Annotated in this window: 12 protein-coding genes; 3 read left to right on the top strand and 9 right to left on the bottom strand. The window is 52.9% G+C overall.

From position 1 onward, the window contains the following. Positions 1-16 precede the first annotated feature (16 nt). From MKY64_RS07590 to MKY64_RS07580, 3 genes are all read right to left on the bottom strand, one after another. Positions 17-2,599 (bottom strand): glycosyl hydrolase, encoded by a 2,583-nt coding sequence (locus MKY64_RS07590; protein ID WP_340951993.1) that lies wholly within the window; start codon positions 2,597-2,599, stop codon positions 17-19. Positions 2,600-3,075: 476 nt separating this feature from the next. Then, positions 3,076-3,657, bottom strand: a complete 582-nt coding sequence (locus tag MKY64_RS07585; protein ID WP_340951990.1) for a hypothetical protein — start codon at positions 3,655-3,657, stop codon at positions 3,076-3,078. Between the two features lie 176 nt (positions 3,658-3,833). After that, on the bottom strand, positions 3,834-5,009 hold the full coding sequence (locus MKY64_RS07580; RefSeq protein ID WP_340951987.1) for an MFS transporter: 1,176 nt from the start codon (positions 5,007-5,009) through the stop codon (positions 3,834-3,836). 130 nt (positions 5,010-5,139) lie between these two features. On the opposite strand from MKY64_RS07580, the gene MKY64_RS07575 reads away from it, so the two are divergent. Beyond that, complete coding sequence (locus MKY64_RS07575) at positions 5,140-6,036, top strand: LysR family transcriptional regulator (protein WP_340951985.1); 897 nt, start codon at positions 5,140-5,142, stop codon at positions 6,034-6,036. Beyond that, entirely contained in the window at positions 6,026-6,169 is a 144-nt protein-coding gene (locus MKY64_RS07570) for a hypothetical protein (RefSeq protein WP_340951982.1), read from the top strand. Before MKY64_RS07575 ends, MKY64_RS07570 begins: the two co-directional genes overlap by 11 nt. Positions 6,170-6,291: 122 nt before the next feature. Here MKY64_RS07570 and MKY64_RS07565 read toward each other — a convergent pair whose 3' ends face one another. From MKY64_RS07565 to MKY64_RS07545, 5 genes are all read right to left on the bottom strand, one after another. After that, positions 6,292-7,143: a MurR/RpiR family transcriptional regulator gene (locus tag MKY64_RS07565; protein WP_340951979.1), complete on the bottom strand. Its 852-nt coding sequence runs from the start codon at positions 7,141-7,143 to the stop codon at positions 6,292-6,294. 61 nt (positions 7,144-7,204) lie between these two features. Next, entirely contained in the window at positions 7,205-8,257 is a 1,053-nt protein-coding gene (locus tag MKY64_RS07560) for a DUF871 domain-containing protein (RefSeq protein ID WP_340951976.1), read from the bottom strand. A 28-nt stretch (positions 8,258-8,285) separates the two neighbouring features. Then, entirely contained in the window at positions 8,286-9,704 is a 1,419-nt protein-coding gene (locus MKY64_RS07555; protein WP_339249161.1) for a PTS transporter subunit EIIC, read from the bottom strand. A gap of 26 nt (positions 9,705-9,730) precedes the next feature. Next, positions 9,731-10,618, bottom strand: a complete 888-nt coding sequence (murQ, locus tag MKY64_RS07550) for an N-acetylmuramic acid 6-phosphate etherase (RefSeq protein WP_340951973.1) — start codon at positions 10,616-10,618, stop codon at positions 9,731-9,733. Positions 10,619-10,849: 231 nt separating this feature from the next. Then, the gene (locus MKY64_RS07545; RefSeq protein WP_340951971.1) at positions 10,850-11,335 is read right to left on the bottom strand and encodes a copper amine oxidase N-terminal domain-containing protein; all 486 of its coding nucleotides are present in this window, start codon (positions 11,333-11,335) and stop codon (positions 10,850-10,852) included. 146 nt (positions 11,336-11,481) lie between these two features. Between MKY64_RS07545 and MKY64_RS07540 the strand changes: the two genes are divergently transcribed. Then, on the top strand, positions 11,482-12,453 hold the full coding sequence (locus MKY64_RS07540) for a helix-turn-helix transcriptional regulator (RefSeq protein ID WP_340951968.1): 972 nt from the start codon (positions 11,482-11,484) through the stop codon (positions 12,451-12,453). Between the two features lie 121 nt (positions 12,454-12,574). Here MKY64_RS07540 and MKY64_RS07535 read toward each other — a convergent pair whose 3' ends face one another. Next, positions 12,575-18,460 (bottom strand): tail fiber domain-containing protein, encoded by a 5,886-nt coding sequence (locus tag MKY64_RS07535; protein ID WP_340951965.1) that lies wholly within the window; start codon positions 18,458-18,460, stop codon positions 12,575-12,577. Between the last annotated feature and the right edge of the window lie 34 nt (positions 18,461-18,494).

Below are 18,494 nucleotides of genomic sequence, written 5' to 3'. Positions count from 1 at the left end.
CTACGGTTGAGGGCGTTTAAGGCTCCATCCCCCACACCAGCTGCCCGTTCACATATCCCGTAACCTGCTCATGATCGGTGAACTGGGTACCGGCGGCGCGGAAGGAATAGTCGTTGGCCTGATTGTAGTTGGACCAGTTTACCTTAGCGAAGCGGGTCTGGATCTCGGCACTCTGGCCGGGGTTCAGGGCTCCGGCGGCACTGGTGAAGCCAATCTCCAGAGCATAATCGGCACCCGCGGCCGGGGTATCCAGCTTCACGAAGGTCCCGGTGACGTTCGCATTTCCGATGCTGGCCCAGTCGGTCCAGAAGCTCTGCTGCTGCTCGCCGTCAATCGTGTAGTAATACCGGAGCTTCACATCGCTGAGCTGGACCGGTGCATTCCCGGTGTTGATTACTTTGAACTTGGGTGCGATTCCATTGGTCGAAGCACCGGTGCTGCCGTTGTAGGCCTGGATGGTCAAGTCGCCTGAAGGGAGCGGAACGCTGCTATCCTCTACGTTCACAGTAAGCACAACCTCTGCTCCGCCGCTAAAATGAAAAGTGATCGCATGCTGACCGAGCGGCAGCGTGGAGAGATAAGCTTTTTTCAGAACAACCGCAGTGTCAGTGGCCGTGTAATCCTGGCCGGAGACAAGGCTGTAACTGCCTCTCTTCAGGCTTGTCAGCTGATGCCCCTGTAAGGTAAGCGCTACAGAAATATCCTGTGCAAGATTCGCCGCCCGGTCAAACACCGCATGGTTTGGTGAGATGGAAGCACCTGGCGTTGTATCGATGACTTTTACTTTTAACACGGGATCTTGTCCCTGATTGAAATCCAGGACGATCGAATGCTCGCCAACCGGCAGCGTTGCCAGGAACGCCTTAGTGAGCAGCAATGTATTCCCGGTTATAGTATAGTCCTGGTTCTCGGTCAACACGGTGGTGCCGGATCGAAGAGCCGTTAACGTGTTGCCGTTCAGATTCATAGTGATGGTCTGGTTGGTCTGATGCGCCGGGGCTTTGTCAAATTCGATCATGGATGGTGTAATGGTGGCGCTCGGATGAGGGTTATTTCCCTTCAGATCCGGCAGCTCGTCGAGCGTAATGACATAATCACTCTGGTACAGAGTGGTCAGCGTAGCCGGATAATTGAACGCCGTACTCATCAGATGCTCTCCATACCATGGCAGGAAGTAGAGCCAGCCTGCTTTTTCATCGATAAGATTCTGCACGCTGGGAACAGTGTCGTTCTCGGTCATGGCTACCATCTTCTTGCCGCCAGTCAGATCCACCAGCTGATAAAAGGTCGAGCTAATCGCGTCCTCATTCGGCACGCCGGACAGTCCGTCATAGCGGTTGTAGATGGTGTTGTATTTATCGTAGCCGACAATATCCACCTGATCATCCCCTGGATACCAGGCCGGAGAAGTGCTGTACACATAACTGTTATAGGTCCAGATCAGATTGTGCAGGCCGTAGGTCTCCGTAAGCTCGGTATAGAGCTGATCCCAGAGCTGCTTGTACACCTCTGCACCTGCCGAAGCCCACCAGAACCACGCGCCTTCCCCGTTCAACCCGCCGTTGCCTTCTGCCTCATGGTAAGGACGGAAGATTACGGGAACATTGTTGTCCTGTAGAATCTGCAGTTGCTCTGCCAGATCCTGAATGGCCAGTTGCAAGTATTGGTACTCTTTGGTCCCTGGAATCACAGCATTAGCAGTATTGAAATTGGTCTCGGTCGGCTTGTAGGTGGCTTCCTTCCAATCGACAAACTCCCCAAGCTGATAGGCGGTGAAGTTACGGGGAACGGTAAGATGCCAGCTATTGGTCGCAATCCCGCCCTTGTTATTCACCCAGTCGATCATGCGGGCGGTAGTGCCGTCCTCCCAGCCATACAGCGGATTATAGTTCATGAGGTCGAACCCGCGGACTGCCGGATATTTGCCGGTCAGGTTGTGAATCCAGTCGAATTCCAGCTCGGAGTTGCCGTCATTCCCTCCGCCGTAGATCTCCTGCTGGCCCGAGAGCATGTGCTTCCCGTACACCTCCGTCAAATAATTCATCAGGAGCTGCGTTTCGGGCGTTGCCTGAGCGTCAGAGAGAACGGGCTGCACAATCAGGGGGTCCAGGTTCGCATGATCCACCGTTAAGGCGTCGAAATAAGCGAATCCCCAGCCTGCTTTGACCTGAATGGTATTGCTGCCTTGATTCAGCTTGTGATAGCCAAAGTTGAAATCCTTCCATGTAGTGGTGTAGGGCAGCATATACGAACCCTTCGCAGCACCGTTAACGATTAATGCCTGCTGTCTGCCATCCGGGCTCAGCTCCTGCATATACCGGGTCGAGATCGTATACATGCCGGTTGCCGGGACAGTTACGGTGTAGGTTAGCATACCGGAGTTCTGCATCCAGACAAAACCGCTTCCCGAATAGCCGGGCTTCGGCGTTCCGTAAATCTGGGTCGTCACTTGCAAATCCGGGGTGAGCTGGGCATTCTCGCTTTCGATGGTGATCAGTGCGGGGTCAGCGTGGGCGGTACGCGGCGGTGCCGTCAAGCCTCCAAGCAGCAGTGTACAAGCGAGCAGCATGGTTCCTGTTCTTTTGAGCCATTTCTTCATTTTCTTCCTTCCTCCCCATGAACAAAATGGTAAAACCTTGGTTAACCTATCAGATCATGGTTGCGCTTTCATAGCAAAGATAGCATGTATTCCATAATTTGTAAATACAAATTAGCAAGTATGCTCAACGGGATGAATTGCAGGAGGAATGGAAGGTTAAGTTCATCGTGCGGTGAGAGAATGGGGAGGGAATCTAGTGGAAAAAGTACAACTAATCGAGCGTCCATGGCGTACTTGGGGGTAGCAGTTGGATTAACAACACTTAATTTGTGCAAATCCAGCCGATTTCATAGAATACATGGAACTAGGTGCCTTTTTTCCAACTGCTTCTTGAAAAGGGAGCGGTTCGGCCGAAACAAGTGCTCTTTATCCAACTGCTATGTTCTCTAGTGTGTCGGTTGCAGGGAGGGCAGCTCTCCGGCAGCTCTCCGCGATTCTAACGAAAGCTTGTCCTACCAGAATCAGCCCTCCCCTGCTCATGGTGCAAAAACCTCCGGGTTATCGCTCCGCCAAGCGCCGATGCAGCCGATTAGGCAGGCGATATAGGTTCGTAGCACTCTACCTTCTCTGCTATACTCGTATTCTAATGCGATGTTTATTCCCTCGCCCCGCCAGGCGATAATGCGGCCGGAAAATCCGGGCCATTCACATTCTTCGTCCAGCTGCGCAGGACCATAGACGGCAATCGCTTCCTCAGGCGAAGAGTTCATCGTAATGCCTTCAGGTAAAATAACAGGATAAGGTAGTTCGACGCCCGAACCAGGGGGAAGGAAGTGGATGGCGCCGATGATCCATTCAGCGGGATTCGTATACTGCAGTCCGGTCAGCTCATTGATTTTGGGGATACGGTAGAGATCCATCCTCAGAGATGCTTTTGCGCACGGGATCATGGTGTCGTTGAAATAGCTCTTCGGCGCAGGCATTCGCTTAACGCCATAGGGCTTAAGCACGGCTTGGACCCTCTTGGGGTCATACGGCTGGCCCAGCATGCCGATAAGCTGAACGGCCGGCTCTTCCACCCTATCTACATCCACATCCACATTCATATTCATATTCATATTCATGTCCTCCTCTTCACCTGGCTTGTACTCTGGTCACCCGTACCCATTATAACAAATAACGCACTCCAGGGCATATCTCAAGGAGCGCGCTAACGTGTCATTATCTTCTCTTTAACGCCACAGCCATCCCTTCAAGGGTTACTTGGCATTCTGGAACTTCAGGCCGTCGGCATTCAGCTCGAAGCCGTACTCTTCCTTAGAGCGTTGCCCTCGCGGGAGCTTCTGCCTATCATCAGTTGTACCGCGATCATAAGTACAGTGATCACAGCCATGCCGATCAGCGCGGGCTGGAATGAACCCGAGGCATCGTAGATACGTCCAACCGCGAGCGGTCCCAAAGCTCCGAGAAAATACCCGCCCCCCTGATTAAGCGACGACCAGGAGCTGGCCTCTTCCGCCCGTTCCGTCATTAAGAGCGGCAGCATTAGAGCCAGCGGGAATAATCCGCCAGCGCCAATGCCGAGCAGCACTGCGCTCAGCAGCGGTGAGGCTGAGCCCAGAAGGAGCAGCAGTCCGCTTAGCTCGAACAGACTGCACAGCACTAGCCATAACGTGCGCCGCTGGAATCTGGCAACAAGGATCGGCACAAGGATGCTTACCGGAATCTGTATCAAGGTGAAAAGTGTGAGCAGATTGCCCGCTTCATGCTTGCTATACCCCATGGATGCTGCCACCGGCGCCAGCCAGGCCGTCAGCGAATAGAAGATGCTCGCCATAAGACCGAAGAATAGGGTCAGCAGCCAGGCTCTGCCGTTAGCCAAGGGCAGCCGGGCATGTACACTCTGCTCCTTCAGCGGCTTGGACCGCGCGGCAATCCTCCACCAGACAGGGAGAGCGGCGAGCGACAAGAATGCCCATAGTGCCAGGGACAGCTGCCAGGAATTGTCCAGCCAGGTATAGACCGGAACAGCCAGCCCGGCTGCGAGTGAAGCACCCATCACCATTGAGGCGGAATACACACTGACCATAGCCGAGCGGCCGGGAAAATAACGCTTAATGAAGCCGGACAGCAGCGGTCCGGCAATTCCGATCCCTACGCCTGCTGCCAGCGCCGTCAGAATGAGACCGGCGGATGAAGACAAGAACCCGCGTGCGGCTGTCGCCGCCCCGATCAGCACCATAGCTCCGAAGATCGTGCGCTCCAGACCGAAGCGCCGGCTGATGCTCACGGCAAGGGGTGCAAATATCCCCATACACAGGACAGGCAGTGTTGTCATCAGACTGGCCTGCAGGCTGTTCATCCCCAGATCACTCTGAATGTTACCCAGCAGCGGTGAGACCGAAGTGATTACCGGACGCATATTTAATGAGGCTGCCAGCAAGGCAACGAATAATAGTAAGAAAGGCATTTCCATCACTCCATATCAGTATTTTGTATTTAGCCTGAGTATACGGCGATGTCATATATTGATCAATACTATTGTTTATATTATTATAATAGTAATTTACTATGATCTTATGCTGAAAGAAGTGAATTTCATGGAAACCCGCCACCTGCACTATTTCATGGCCGTCTGCGAAGAACTGCATTTCACACGCGCCGCTGAGGGACTGGGTATCAGCCAACCGACACTAAGCCAACAGATTAAAGTACTGGAAGGTGAAATAGGCATGCCCCTGTTCGACCGGATCGGCAAAAAAATCGCTCTTACCGAAGCGGGGTCCCTCCTAAAGGACTACGCAGCCCGGATGATTCAGAATGAGCAGAATGCCAAGGCAGCGATTAATGAGCTGCGCTCCGACAACCGCGGCATGATCCGGCTTGGGGTGCTGCCCTCTGACCTGGACTACCGTCTAACCCCGATGCTGGTTAAATTCCATGCCGATTTTCCGAATATCCGGCTCCAGGTCTTCGCTTCAACGCTTATTCAACAGGAGGTGCTGGAGAACAAGCTGGACATCGGCATCTGCCTTCCGGGTCCGCGTGATTCCATGCTGACTCAAGTGGACCTGGGCTGGGAGCCTTATCATCTGATTGTCCGCGAAGATCATCCTTATGCCGCGATGAGCCACATTGAGCTGTCCTCGCTTCAGCACATCCAGCTTGTGATGTATCCGCGCACCTACATCGGCAGAGAGCTGGTGGAGAATACCTGCCGGGAAGCTGGCTTCGGACTGGAGCCGATAATGGAGACCGGATCAGCCACCTCGCTGCTTCAGCTGGTCAAGGCCGGGATTGGCGGCACCATACAACCGCGCGGACTGCTTGAGGGCATGGAGAACAGCGGACTTTGCTCCATTCCGATCCTGAATACTGCCCCCTGCCGCAACCTCAGACTGATCTACCGGGCCGACCGCTACATCAGCCATGCCACCCATACATTCATCAGCAGCCTGCGCCGGTTCCTGATCGACAATCTCCGGCTTGAGGAATGAGCAATATCATTTCCTGAAGGGTGCCGATACATCACACTGGGAGGTGCTGAAGATGAATGAGCCGGGACTGGAGAAGGCGATGGATACCTTGCAATATCTGGAGTCAGGATTCAGAGGCCAGACGATTGTATGAATTCTTTGAGAAAGTAAAGAATCTGGGAGCATCCTATGGGCGGGTGCCCCAAAATAAAAAGCTGTCCCAAGCAGCCATTGCATGGCTTTTAGGACAGCCCCTTTTTATGCAGAGGTTCAACATTAGTCATTCAAAACTTCAATCATCTGCCTTGTCTTCGCCAGCTGCGCCACAGTCAAATCATGCTGGGCAGAAGCATATACGCTAAAGACAATATCAAGCACAAATAATTGGGCGAATCTTGAGCTGGTTGCCGCACTGCGAAGTGTGGCTTCCGGGGCACGTGATGTAAATAAAGAAACATCCGCCAGCTGGGAAAGCTTGTTATTTCCAGGTCGGGTAAGGCTGATTGTTCTGATCCCATGCTCCTTGGCCCGTTTGGTTAATTGAATGACCTCGCCCGTTTCCCCGCTATACGAAATCCCCCAGAAGACAGCATTCTCTGATTTCGTAGCCATAGCTGCCGCCAATAAATGACGGTCAGAAATAGCATATACATTTTTGCCGAGCCGCAGCCATTTCTGTGCCGCATCCTCTGCAATAATGAAAGACGCCCCTATCCCATACACATAAATAACCTCTGCCTGCTGTAACAGGCTCACGGCCTGCTCAATCGAATGCGCGTCCAGTTGACTGGCCGTATTCTGAAAGGTCAATATGGTATTGGACAACATTTTATCAATGATAGAATGCACCGTCTCATTAGATTCAACATCAAAGTAGCCGACATAACTCGTGTTCTCTACTTCAGCGGATAAGCGGATTTTGAGCGCGGGGAAGCCCTCGATGCCCAGCGACCGGCAAAAACGGACAACCGCCGCACTGCTCGCCTCCGCTTTAGCCGCTAACTCATGTATGCTCATATGCATCACTTCTTTAGCATTGGCAAGAATGTACTCCGCTACTTTTTTTTCGGATTCCGGCAGTTCATTTAAGACCAGTTCAATTTGAGAAATCATGCTTCCTGCTGCCAAGTTCTAAACTCCTCTCCTCAGTCTATTCTCCTTATTGTAACAAAATAGAGGGGAGTAATCATTAAGTAGCAGCTGTGAAACTAAAGCGTCTTCCGCCTTGTCTGACGTAGTCTAATAGAGGAAGGTCCTCTTCTATCACATGACCAATCACATTAACCGCTTCATGTGCCGGCAGATCTCTTAGTGTGATCTGTAGCTCATGCTCATAACGGCCATACAAATAATTATCTACGGTAATCGTTCCTCTGGGCCGCTCGTTCGTATGCATAGGCGCAATACTTCGGGTCATTCCATAACGTTCCCGATCTGTCCGTGCACTCTCAGAGCGAATCACATCACGGGCAGCGTCCAAGCGGTTCCGGTGGACCTTATCCCATAAGGCATAAGGTAATTCTTGGGTTACCCGCAAAGGAATAACCCCTTCCTCATACCGCTGAAATTGAATCTGAGACCCTTCTGAGAGGGTTAAATCGCCAACGAAAATTTTGTCCACGGCACAATCTTGCTCTAATTCCAGGTATGCCAGAAAAGAAGAATGATTCCGGTGCTTCTCTAAGGTAGGCAGACTTTGAAATAACGGTTTTCTCTTCAGCCCGTCTCCCGGAATAAAGGCCATCGTCGTAATCCCTTCGGCTTGCAGCCACCTGTTCTTCGCTATGAACGATTCTTTATCCAGACCTGTCTCCGGGCGGGGATAATAATTATGCCAGGCTTCAATGTTCTCAAGACAAATATGATGCTCTTTTAAGTCAGCCAAGAACTCTGGGGTTAAGGTGCTGGCATTTAAGGCAATTTTCAGTTGTTGTGAGCAGGCTGCAATTTCATCGGCGCTAAATCCAAAATCCATCCGCAAACCTGTAACACCAGCATCCAACAGAAAGGGAAATGAAAATTTCTCCAATGCTTTTCCGGAAATATCCGCCATCAGGTCCATTCCTAACCGCCGGGCAGCCTTTGCGATCTCCAGCAGCTTCTCCTTCAATGCTCCGAACTCATCTTCCGGCATATGAAGAGAGGTGAATATTTCGGTACAGCCTGCAGCCTTCATGTGTTCCATATACTTCACGTTGTCTTCTAACGTGCGGTCCGCCGCAAAAATTGAAATTCCGAGCACTGGAATCACCTCAATATCTCAGGGTCGCTTAATCCTGTTCTGCCATAGCCTCTTTGGGTGTACCGAAGAGATAAGTCGCGATAAATCCGCCAGCGTAAGCTGCAATTAAGCCTATTACGTATTTCAGCCATAATCCACCCGCAATCAAGGGAATTAACGCAACTCCGGAAGGACCAATAGCAATGGCTCCTACGTTACCGAATAAACCGATGACTGCACCACCAATCCCGCCGCCAATACAAGCTGTAACAAACGGCCGGCCCAGCGGTAAAGTAACCCCGTAAATCAATGGCTCGCCGATTCCCAGAATACCGACCGGAAGAGCGCCTTTAATCATGTTCGTCAATGATTTATTCTTCTTGCAGCGAATCCATAAGGCGATGGAAGCTCCAACCTGACCTGCCCCAGCCATAGCCAGCATCGGAAGCAGTAGCGTCATCCCTGAATCATTGATCATCTCAATGTGAATCGGCGTCAATACCTGATGCAGCCCTAACATCACAAGCGGCAGGAACGCTGTTCCTAATACAAAGCCTGAGAATGCTCCTCCCACTTCTAACGTCCAGTTAATCGCTCCGATTAGATTACTGGAGATGAATCCGGCGAACGGCATGATGAAAAAGATTGTAATCAGTCCTACGGCCAGCAAGGCAATTGTAGGTGTAACGATAATATCAACCGCATCAGGAATCACTTTACGCAAATATCTCTCCACGATGGACAGAATCCATACAGCGATGAGAACGCCAATAACCCCGCCTTGACCCGGTGTCAGAGGTGTACCCGTAAATATATTAGTAATGGTCAGGTCCGCTGTAACCCCTGTTAACAGTGTTACCCCGCCGATTACTCCCCCGAGAGCAGGCGTAGCTCCGAATTCTTTGGCAGCGTTAATACCGACATAAATCACCAGGTAACTGAAAATCGCATTTTTGATGACATTTAAGATCGTCACATATTGCTGCCAGGTTGCTGTGTCTAAATTACCCGCTGTCATATTGTTCGTCAGAATGGAGCCAATACCGGCAATTAATCCGGCTCCCACGAATGCAGGGATAAGCGGGATGAATATATTTCCGATCTTCCGCAAAAAGTTTTTGAACGGCGTATCATTCTTCTTTTTTAGCTGCGCTTTCATTTGTGCGCCTTTGGCCTGTAATTGTTCAGCCGAAGTTGACGGATCGCCCTCAGGACTGCTTGCTTCCAACACTTTACCGAATTCTTCAGCGACTTTGGTAACAATTCCCGGTCCGAGAATGACTTGATAGGTTTCATCATCTACTACTCCCAGAACCCCGTCGATTTGCTTCAAGTCCGCTTCAGCGATCCGGCTGCGGTCCACAACGGTTACACGAAGACGAGTCATGCAATGGGTGTACTCGGATACATTTGCACGGCCGCCGATGGCCCCTAATATGTTGACCGCTAAATCATGATATTTACTCATGTTGTAGCCCCCTTCTTCTTATCGTATTATTGAATCGCCTGACGGACGAAGCCTTGTGATTCTTCCAGCCGCTGCACAGCTTCTTCCATAGTTAGCCCCGCAAGGATCATCACAATGGCAATCTTCGGCTTCTGATCTGCCTGCTTCAGAACACGCTCTGCCGTTTCAGCGTCACACTCAGTCGCATCCATCACAATCCGTTTGGCACGTTCTACAAGCTTTTCATTGGTCAGCTGTACATCCACCATTAAATTTCCATATACTTTGCCCGTACGAATCATCGAAGCGGTGGAAAGCATATTGCAGATTAATTTCTGCGAACTCCCCGCCTTCAAACGTGTTGACCCGGTTAACACTTCAGGTCCGTTTACGACTTCAATCGCAATCCCGGCAATTCTGCCAATCGCTGAATCTTTGTTGCAGCTCACAGCTACAGTGGGTGTTCCAATAGAATTCGCATATTCTAATCCGCCGATCACATAGGGTGTGCGTCCACTGGCGGCAATGCCGACGACAACATCTGAGGCTGTCAGCTTAATATCTTGTAGATCCTGCACCCCTAATTGTTCATTGTCCTCCGCACCTTCGACGGCTTTGATAAATGCTCTCTCTCCCCCGGCAATTAGCCCGATGACCTCCTCAGGTGCTGTTCCAAAGGTTGGCGGACATTCAACAGCATCCAGCAGGCCGATACGTCCGCTTGTTCCAGCCCCCATATAAATTAAGCGTCCACCTTGTCTGATCGCCATTGTAATCACTTCCACAGCTTCGGCAATCTGCGGAATGACTTGTTTCACAGCTTGTGCGACCTTGTGATCTTCTTCATTCATCACTTCCAGAAGCTCAAGCGGTGTTAACTCATCCAGGTTCATGGTCTTCTTATTGCGGGTCTCCGTTGTCAAATGCTCTAACATGATTTCCATCATCCTTTTCCGTTTATGAAATCGCTCTCTAAATGCAGAATACCATTACTGAAATATTATTTCAACATAATTATTATTTTATTAAAATTAAATATCAATAAGAGATTGAACACATACAAAAACAAACCCCTGCGATGCACACAGGAGCTTGTTCATGTATCCTTCTTCTATATTTTCCCCTTTACGCCTCCAGCAAACCCCGCCTAACCGATATCCAACGGATCAATTCCGAATTCCTTGTAGAGGATAGCTGATGAACGCTTCACGTTTATTGGCATTCCAGTCCATTGTGCCGCCAATGGCATCATTAACGAACCGCAAAGGTATGTATAGCTGCATATTCACTTGCTGGAAGGCAGCGGAATAAGTGATCTGCTTCCCGTTCACAGTGGCAATCCGGCTACCGATCTTCATGCTGCCTGTCGTGAACAGGTTGTTAATGGTGATCATCCTCGTATGTTCATCATAACTAATTGTAGCCCCGCTGACATATAGCTTGTCCAGTGAGAGCATCACGGTACCATTCATCAGTGTGGCTCCCCCTGCGGAGGTAGTGATCGGCGAGTTATTCAGATAGATATGAATCGCGGGTAATTGGGCGGATTGGGTGGAACCGGAAGCTGCGGCAGCCGGGGCCGGGGAATGAGCAACACCCGTGACCAGAACGCTAAGACCAATAATCTGCATGATTTTTTTAAAAGTGATCATAAAGTGCCCCCTCCTCTCTCAGAAAATACCATATTCCACATCATAGCATAAAGCGGATGGAACAGCAGAATATTACATGGTAGACTGAGAAAAAAATGCCCGCATTCATCAGTTGGATGAAAAGCGGACCTGGGAGAGAGCTTCAATTGGCAAAATGGGATAATATGCTGGCTATGCTATGGATGCTGCGGTCCGGCAAAAAACTCACTGCCGCACAGATTGCGGACAGTCTGGAAATCAGCGTCCGTACCGTGTACCGGTATATCGACGCGCTTGGCGCCAGCGGCGTCCCGGTGGTTGCCGAATCTGGACATGACGGCGGAGTCCATATTCTGGAGAGCTTCAGTGAGACGCCCCTGTTCTTCAACACGCTAGAGCTGAAGGCACTGGTAGATGCTTATAAATTCGCGGTAGGCGCAGGTTATCCTTATGCGAAGGAGCTGGAGAGCGCCCTCAAGAAGGTGGAGAATGGATTGCACGAAGAACAGCGCCATGACTTGTCGCTGCTAACCAGCGGCCTCGATGTCATTGCCCCGTCCCGTCCGCCGTCTGTCGTCCCTTTGCTGCGGGAGCTGGAGCTGGCTGTGAAGGCGGGACAGACCATTCACCTCACCTACCGGAAAGAGAATGCTGCACAGGATGAAGAGCGCGAAGTCGATCCGTATGGTCTGGCTTACGACCGTTCGGAATGGTATATGGTTGGATTCTGTCACCGGGCACAGGCCATACGGACCTATCGTGTGGACCGTATTGTCAATCTTGCATTAACGGAAGCCTGCTTCCCTAAGCCGGAGCCCTTCTCGGTATCTGCCTATTTCCGCAGCCAGCTGGAGCCGGAACATGAGGAAAACGCCCTTCTAGTCGTGATCCGTATCGAAGGGGAGCCGGATACGCTAAACAAGCTGTGCAGCAATTGGCATCTGCGTCACTACTTGACGGAACGGACCGACCGGGAGGCGCGGTTCCTGCTCGATGTTCCGTCCATGAACAAGTACCTGCCCAAGTATCTGTTAAGCTTCGGTACTTCCGTTCGTATTCTGGAGCCGGTGGAGCTGAAGGAGCAGATCCAGGAATTGGCCTGTGCGATTAGCAGACATTACATGAACGATGCGGATTGAACTTCACTGACAGCCCTAATCCAAGGTCCCCCTTAGAAGACCCTGCCAAATGAAGCAGCTCCTGCGGCATATTCGCTGCAGGAGCTGCTTTTTCACCTTGTACACTGAGGATTTATTGCAATTAAGCGCCTGCCAAGGCCGTGACCTGAACCTTAAGTTCATTGACCTGCTTGCGCATGTCTTGAGCTTCCTTCTGCTGCTTCTGGACTACCGTGGTCAGTACGCCGATGATGTCCATCAGCACTACAGACTTATGATCGGCAGTGGAGAAAATCTGCGGCACATCCTCGGCAATGAAGCCGATGTTCTGCTTCTTGCCGTTCTCTGTCTTGTAGTTGAAGGTCACCGGCTTCAGCTTGTTCAGCAGCTCCAGCGCCTTCTTCACCGGCAGGCTGGCGATGTTCTCCTTGTAGGTCCGGGAGGAGGTCTGCGCGAAGTTCGTTGCCCTCACATTGCCGTCCACATCCAGCTTGTAATCATCGGCCGGAGCTTTTCCAATTCCGATATTGCTGCTGGAATCTACCGTTAATGCACCTGCAACCTGGACCAGCTCATCATAGACGGAATCCTGGGTGACCAGATTCAGCATACTCCCCTCAATGCCCGCCTGCCATACATTAGCCGCAGTATCCCAGAGAATCCGTGCGTTCTTATCCTTGCCACGGGCAACCTCAATGCCTTGGGTGATTACCAGGCTGCCGCTGATCTTGGCATCCTTCACGGTCAGTGTATCGCTGAGGGTCAGGTCCTTCACTGACAGCGCGCCGCTGACTGTGACGTCCTTAGCAGTGAACGATCCAGTCACTTCGGCATCTGCAGCCGTTAATAAGGTGTTGATTACAGCTTTCTTTGCATTCAACGTTCCGCTAACCGTAGCCTCCTTCACCTCGGCTGTGCCACTCAGCATTGCGTCCTTAGCGGTTAACGAACCGTTCACAACGGCGTCAGTGACCGTTAACTTCCCGGATACTAGGGCATTGCCGTTCACATCCAGCTTGGCGGCTGGTGCGGCGGTGCCTATCCCGATATTACCGGAAGCCACCTTCACCACAGCGTTCAGATCCGTAAGCTCCTGATGCGTATGACCGCTGTAAGCGAGCTGCTTCAGGCTGCCCGCAAGTCCCAGCTGCCATTCAGCCAGTGCTTCGTTCCATACGATCTGCGCCTTGGCGCCTGTGCCCCTGCCCACATCGATCCCCTGGCTAAGAGTCAGGCTGCCCGTAACTGCAGCGTCCTTCGCGGAGAACGTTCCGCTTACCTCGGCATCCGTAGCCGTTAATACGCCGCTGACGTTGGCGCGCTTAGACGTTAACGTTCCGCTGACTGTCGCGTCAGCAACGGTTATGCGGCCGGACACAGCCGCATTGCCGTTCACCTCAAGCTTGGCCGTTGGCGCTGCGGTGCCGATTCCGACATTTCCGGAGGCGATCTTCAGCACTCCGGTCAGCTCCGACAGCTCCTCGTGTGTATGGCCGCTGTAAGAGAGCTGCTTCATGCTTCCTACAATACCCGCCGTCCAGACATCCTGGGCTTCATCCCAGAGCAGCTGTGCCTTCTGATCCGTCCCCCTGTCCACTGCAATCCCATGGCCTAGCGTAAGACTTCCGGTGACGGTGGCGTCCTGTGCAGTGAAGCCTCCGCTGACCGTGACATCCTTAAGTGCAGCCAGGCCGCTGATCTTTGCACTTGCTGCTGCCAAGCCGCCGCTTAGCGAAGCCTCTGTAACCGTCAATGATCCGCTGACAACGGCATTCCCTTTGACCTCCAGCTTAGCAGCCCGGGCATCCGTGCCAATCCCGACATTGCCTTCGTCAACAGTGATGGCCCCCGACAGTGAAGCATACTCGGGGTGGGTATGGCCCTTGAACTCAATAGCCTTCAGGGTATTCGAGACTCCGGCCAGCCACTCATCGGCGGTCTCATCCCATAGAAGCTGGGCTGGAAGAACGGTCCCGCCGCGGAATACCTCTAGACCGGCATTTTGGACAATCGGGGTGCTCTGAGGAGCATATTTGTTGACTCTTATGATGTTGTCTTCTACCTCAAGGGTAGCCGCATTGATCGTCACAATGTCGCCATTTACCGTCAGATTGCCGTTCACGGTCAGATCTTTGGATATGGCGGCGCTGACTGCGCTAAGCTCCCCGCGGATTACTGCATTCCCTTGAACATCGAGCTTGGACTTAGGGTCAGGGCTTAAGGTTCCGATGCCGACCTCTCCGTTTTTGGTAACACTGAACAAGCTGTCTCCGCCAGTTGCTCTAACATCCAGCAGCGCCAGCGGAACCGTGGTTCCGATGCCGACATACCCCTTCGCATCCGAGAACAGGGCGATCGTGTTACCGAGCGAATTGAACAGCTTGTTCTGGCCGCCCTTCCCTGTTCCGAATTCAGAGAAGGTGACCCCATCGCCATAGAACCAGGCATTCTGCTCATTATTCCAGTAGATCCGGGCATTCGGCTGAAGAATTCCGTCTTTGTTCAAACCGCGCGGAGCTTCAAACCCTCCGGCAGTAACATTCCCGGAGATAACTGCATCCTTACTAATCACAGCACCAGCTGCATCAATCCCTTTGTTAAAAGAAGCTGACCCTTCAAATACAGCATCACTATGAGCGGTCAGCTTACCTGAGAAGGAAGCCGCTCCAGAGACCTCTGTCTCTGTCCGGAAGACCGCCTTGCCTGCCACATCCAGCACCTCGGTAGGATTATCCGTACCCACTCCCATCTTGCCGCTGCGGGTCAGGCTGAGTACCGTTCTGCCGGCAGTACCCAGCTTCCAGCGGTCCTTGGCCCACTTGATCTGCGCGTTGGTCTCGGTTCCCTGCTGCACCTCGATGCCGTCTCCAACCGTCACTGTTCCGGCAATTGCCGCGCTGGCGGCAGTCACTGCTCCTGTAATCGCGGCACCCGCAGCCTTCACTGCGCCGGAGGCCTGGACATTGCCTGATGTATCCACTACCAATGCCGCACTGTCTGTAGGTGTTGCAAGCTGCCACTGGGACTTGACCTCATCCCAGGCAAGCTTAGCCGGATTCTCATCCGCGCCGCGATAGACCTCAAGTCCGCCACCTGCAAGCGACTTGACCGTACCGGCATCCTTGTTGACAGTAATCCAGGGACTGCCGATGTCCAGCTGATCTGAGGCGATTCTGGCGGAGGCTCCCCGGATTTCCAGATCTCCGGCTACCGTCAGATGACCGCCCACCGTCAGGTCATGGTGAACATTCACATCCCCTTCGGCGCTGGCACTGAGTGCCAGGATGTCGCTCTTCGGGTTGTACAGCTGACTATGGAGATGCAGAGCATCTGCACTCGCCATCTGTGTCAGCTTGTCCCAGGAGCTGCCGCTGGCGACATTCTCCAGAGAATTCCCGATACCCACCTTCCACTTCCGCTCGCTTTCGTTCCAGAACATTCTGGCAGGCGGCTGCGCTTCTCCCCGAAACACTTCAATGCCGCTCTCAGTGGCTGGCGGGGTATCTCCTGCGAATTTGTTGATCTCAATGACGTTATTAGTGACGACCAGATCTTCACGGTTAAGCGTTGTCGTGGTGCCTTTGACGATCAGGTTGCCATCTACCTTAACCAGGCCCTGAACCGCCAGACCTCCGCTGACCTCCGCCCCGTTATTGACGGTCAGGGAGCCCTGCACCTCAGCATCATTGATCATTTCAATATCACCATCTGCAGTAACCTGGACAGCTGTGTTGCCCGCGCTATCGCTCAGGGAATTGTGCCGGTGCAGGCCATCGGCATCCGAGCTGACCCCTCCGGTCAATGCGTCCCAATTGCTCCCGTAGGCAATATTGGACAGCTCGTCGCCCAGTCCCAGCTTCCATCTGCCATCCGTCTCGTCCCAGAGCAGCTTGGCGCTCGGGTTCAGCTTGCCCCGGTAGACCTCAATGCTGCTTTGCTTCAGGGAGGAGCTGTTCCCCTCGAATTTATTGAGCTCAATCCGGTTGCTGACTACCACCAGATCTTCCTTTTTGACGAAGGTAGTGGTGCCCTTGACCGTCAAATTGCCTTCAATCGTGGCCGAGCCTCCGACACTCAGATCGGACTTCAGCGTTGTACTGCCCTTGGCTAGCAAGGTACCGCCGAGCTCCAGATTCCCGGATGCCGACAGCTTTCCCTGCCCGTCAGCCGACAGAATCGTTCCGCCGGACGGTGTGCTCAGTGTGCTGTGCTTGTGGGAAGCATCCGCCACAGACCCGCTGATCAGCGAGTCCCATTTGTTCCCGTAGGGAATGTCGGACATACTGCCTTCAAGCCCGATTTTCCACTTGCGTTCTGCTTCGTTCCACTCCATGCGCGCTGCCGGAAGCTGGCTGCCCCGGTAGACATCAAGCCCTCCCTTGTTGCCAAGAGCTGTGTGATCTTCCGCCTTATTGACCGTCAGGAAGCTGTCCGCCACCTCCTGCTCGACCTTCCGGATCACCACCTCTTCTTCCCGGACGATCAGCTTGTTCACGGTCAGGGTCTCGCCGACCATCAGCTCATGGGGGATATTCACATTGCCGTCGGCACCAATCTCCAGCGCAAGCAGGCTCTTGTCTTCGTTATGGAACTGCCTGTGGGTATGCAGAGCATCTGCGTTCCGGTTGCCGCCGGTCAGCTCTTCCCACTGCTTCCCGTCAGGAATATTGGTCATATCCCCATTGGCAGTGCCGGTCTGCCAGGATTTCGCGGCTTCATTCCAGGCAATCTTGGCATTGGGCAGCGTGGCTCCCCGGAAGACCTCCAAGCCATCCTGCCGGGATACAAGTGTACCGGATACACTCATCCCCCGGTCAACCAGGACCGTACCTGAATCGTCCGTACGTAGTGCCGGCTTGCCGTCCGCAGCATTCAGCTGGCTGTGGCTATGCAAGCTGTCCGCATTCGCGCCGTGATGCAGCTGCTCCCAGTCTGCGCCGTAAGCAACCTTGAACATGCCGCTGGCCTTGTCACCCTCCAGCGCTTCGGTTCCGATCATCCAGCTCTCATTCTTCTCATCCCATTGCAGCTTGGCACTGGAATGATCCTTGCGCAGGATCTCAAGGCCCATCCGGTCTTCTTCAGCGGCATTCTGATTCAGGGTAACCTTGCTTCCGCCGATGATAACCTGCGGAACGTCCAGCACCGCCATTCCTCCGCTGACTTCAATCCCTTGCTTCGCGGAGAGGGGCCCCTCCATAGTGGACGCGCCGGAGACCTCCAGATCGCCGGACTCATTCACCTTGAACACCGCTGCGCTGCCCGAGGTTACTGATAGCGTGCCGTCTATATCCACCGCTCCATAAGTGCTGATGGCTCCCGCCTTGATATCGCCAGTGAACTCAGTCAGCACAGCGTGAACATTGAGCCGGCTCCCTGCCTCACCGTCCAGTTCCTCCGAATTGCTAAGGAAGGGCGTCTCAGGCTTCTTCTCTTTGCCGATGATGATCTGATCTGCCTTAAGCACCGTCCCGCCTGCCGCCCTGGTCACCAGCTGAGACCCGTCTACATCCGTCTCATAGATCCCGCCGATCGTTAAGGACCCGTCCTGGGAATGCTTCAGATTCACACGGGCTAGCAGGATATTCTGGTGTACATCTGCGGGCTTTCGGGAGCTTATATCAATGTTCGCCTGCTCCAGCACATGGATGGGGTTGCCTCCGCCCTTGAGCAGATCTGTATCCGTCAGCTTTTCCTTATAGCTGATAGAAATATAGATCTGATCCGAAGTGCTGTACCCGGAGAGATTAATCACCCGATCCGGGTGAGCGTCACTGACCATAATTTCCTGGCTGATCTCCTCATTGTGCTCCGGGTCGGTGACACGGTTGAGGGCAAAGCCCGGAGCGATCTCAACGGTTATCCCGTCCCGCATGGTGACCTTAAGACCATCCACGACTCCCCAATCATGAAAATGACGGTTGTGCAGCTGCCGCACACGCTTATGGTAATTCTGATCCAGCGTCAGATCCTCTTCCTTCAGCAGCAGCCCGTTGAAATAATTCATGCGTTTCATATCCTTTGGCACAATCCCACTCCTCCCGGCTCTTCATAGTTACAGC

Origin of the sequence: Paenibacillus sp. FSL R7-0210, from assembly GCF_038009085.1 — a bacterium.
Lineage (GTDB): Bacteria > Bacillota > Bacilli > Paenibacillales > Paenibacillaceae > Paenibacillus_AQ > Paenibacillus_AQ silagei.
This window is presented reverse-complemented; position numbering and strand designations above follow the sequence as displayed.

Bases quoted from the DNA above. Each gene is read 5' to 3' on its own strand.
- MKY64_RS07580 (WP_340951987.1), bottom strand. From the start codon at position 5,009: ATGCCTTTCTTACTATTATTCGTTGCCTTGCTGGCAGCCTCATTAAAT.
- MKY64_RS07590 (WP_340951993.1), bottom strand. From the start codon at position 2,599: ATGAAGAAATGGCTCAAAAGAACAGGAACCATGCTGCTCGCTTGTACA.
- MKY64_RS07555 (WP_339249161.1), bottom strand. From the start codon at position 9,704: ATGAGTAAATATCATGATTTAGCGGTCAACATATTAGGGGCCATCGGC.
- MKY64_RS07575 (WP_340951985.1), top strand. From the start codon at position 5,140: ATGGAAACCCGCCACCTGCACTATTTCATGGCCGTCTGCGAAGAACTG.
- murQ (WP_340951973.1), bottom strand. From the start codon at position 10,618: ATGTTAGAGCATTTGACAACGGAGACCCGCAATAAGAAGACCATGAAC.
- MKY64_RS07545 (WP_340951971.1), bottom strand. From the start codon at position 11,335: ATGATCACTTTTAAAAAAATCATGCAGATTATTGGTCTTAGCGTTCTG.
- MKY64_RS07585 (WP_340951990.1), bottom strand. From the start codon at position 3,657: ATGAATATGAATATGAATGTGGATGTGGATGTAGATAGGGTGGAAGAG.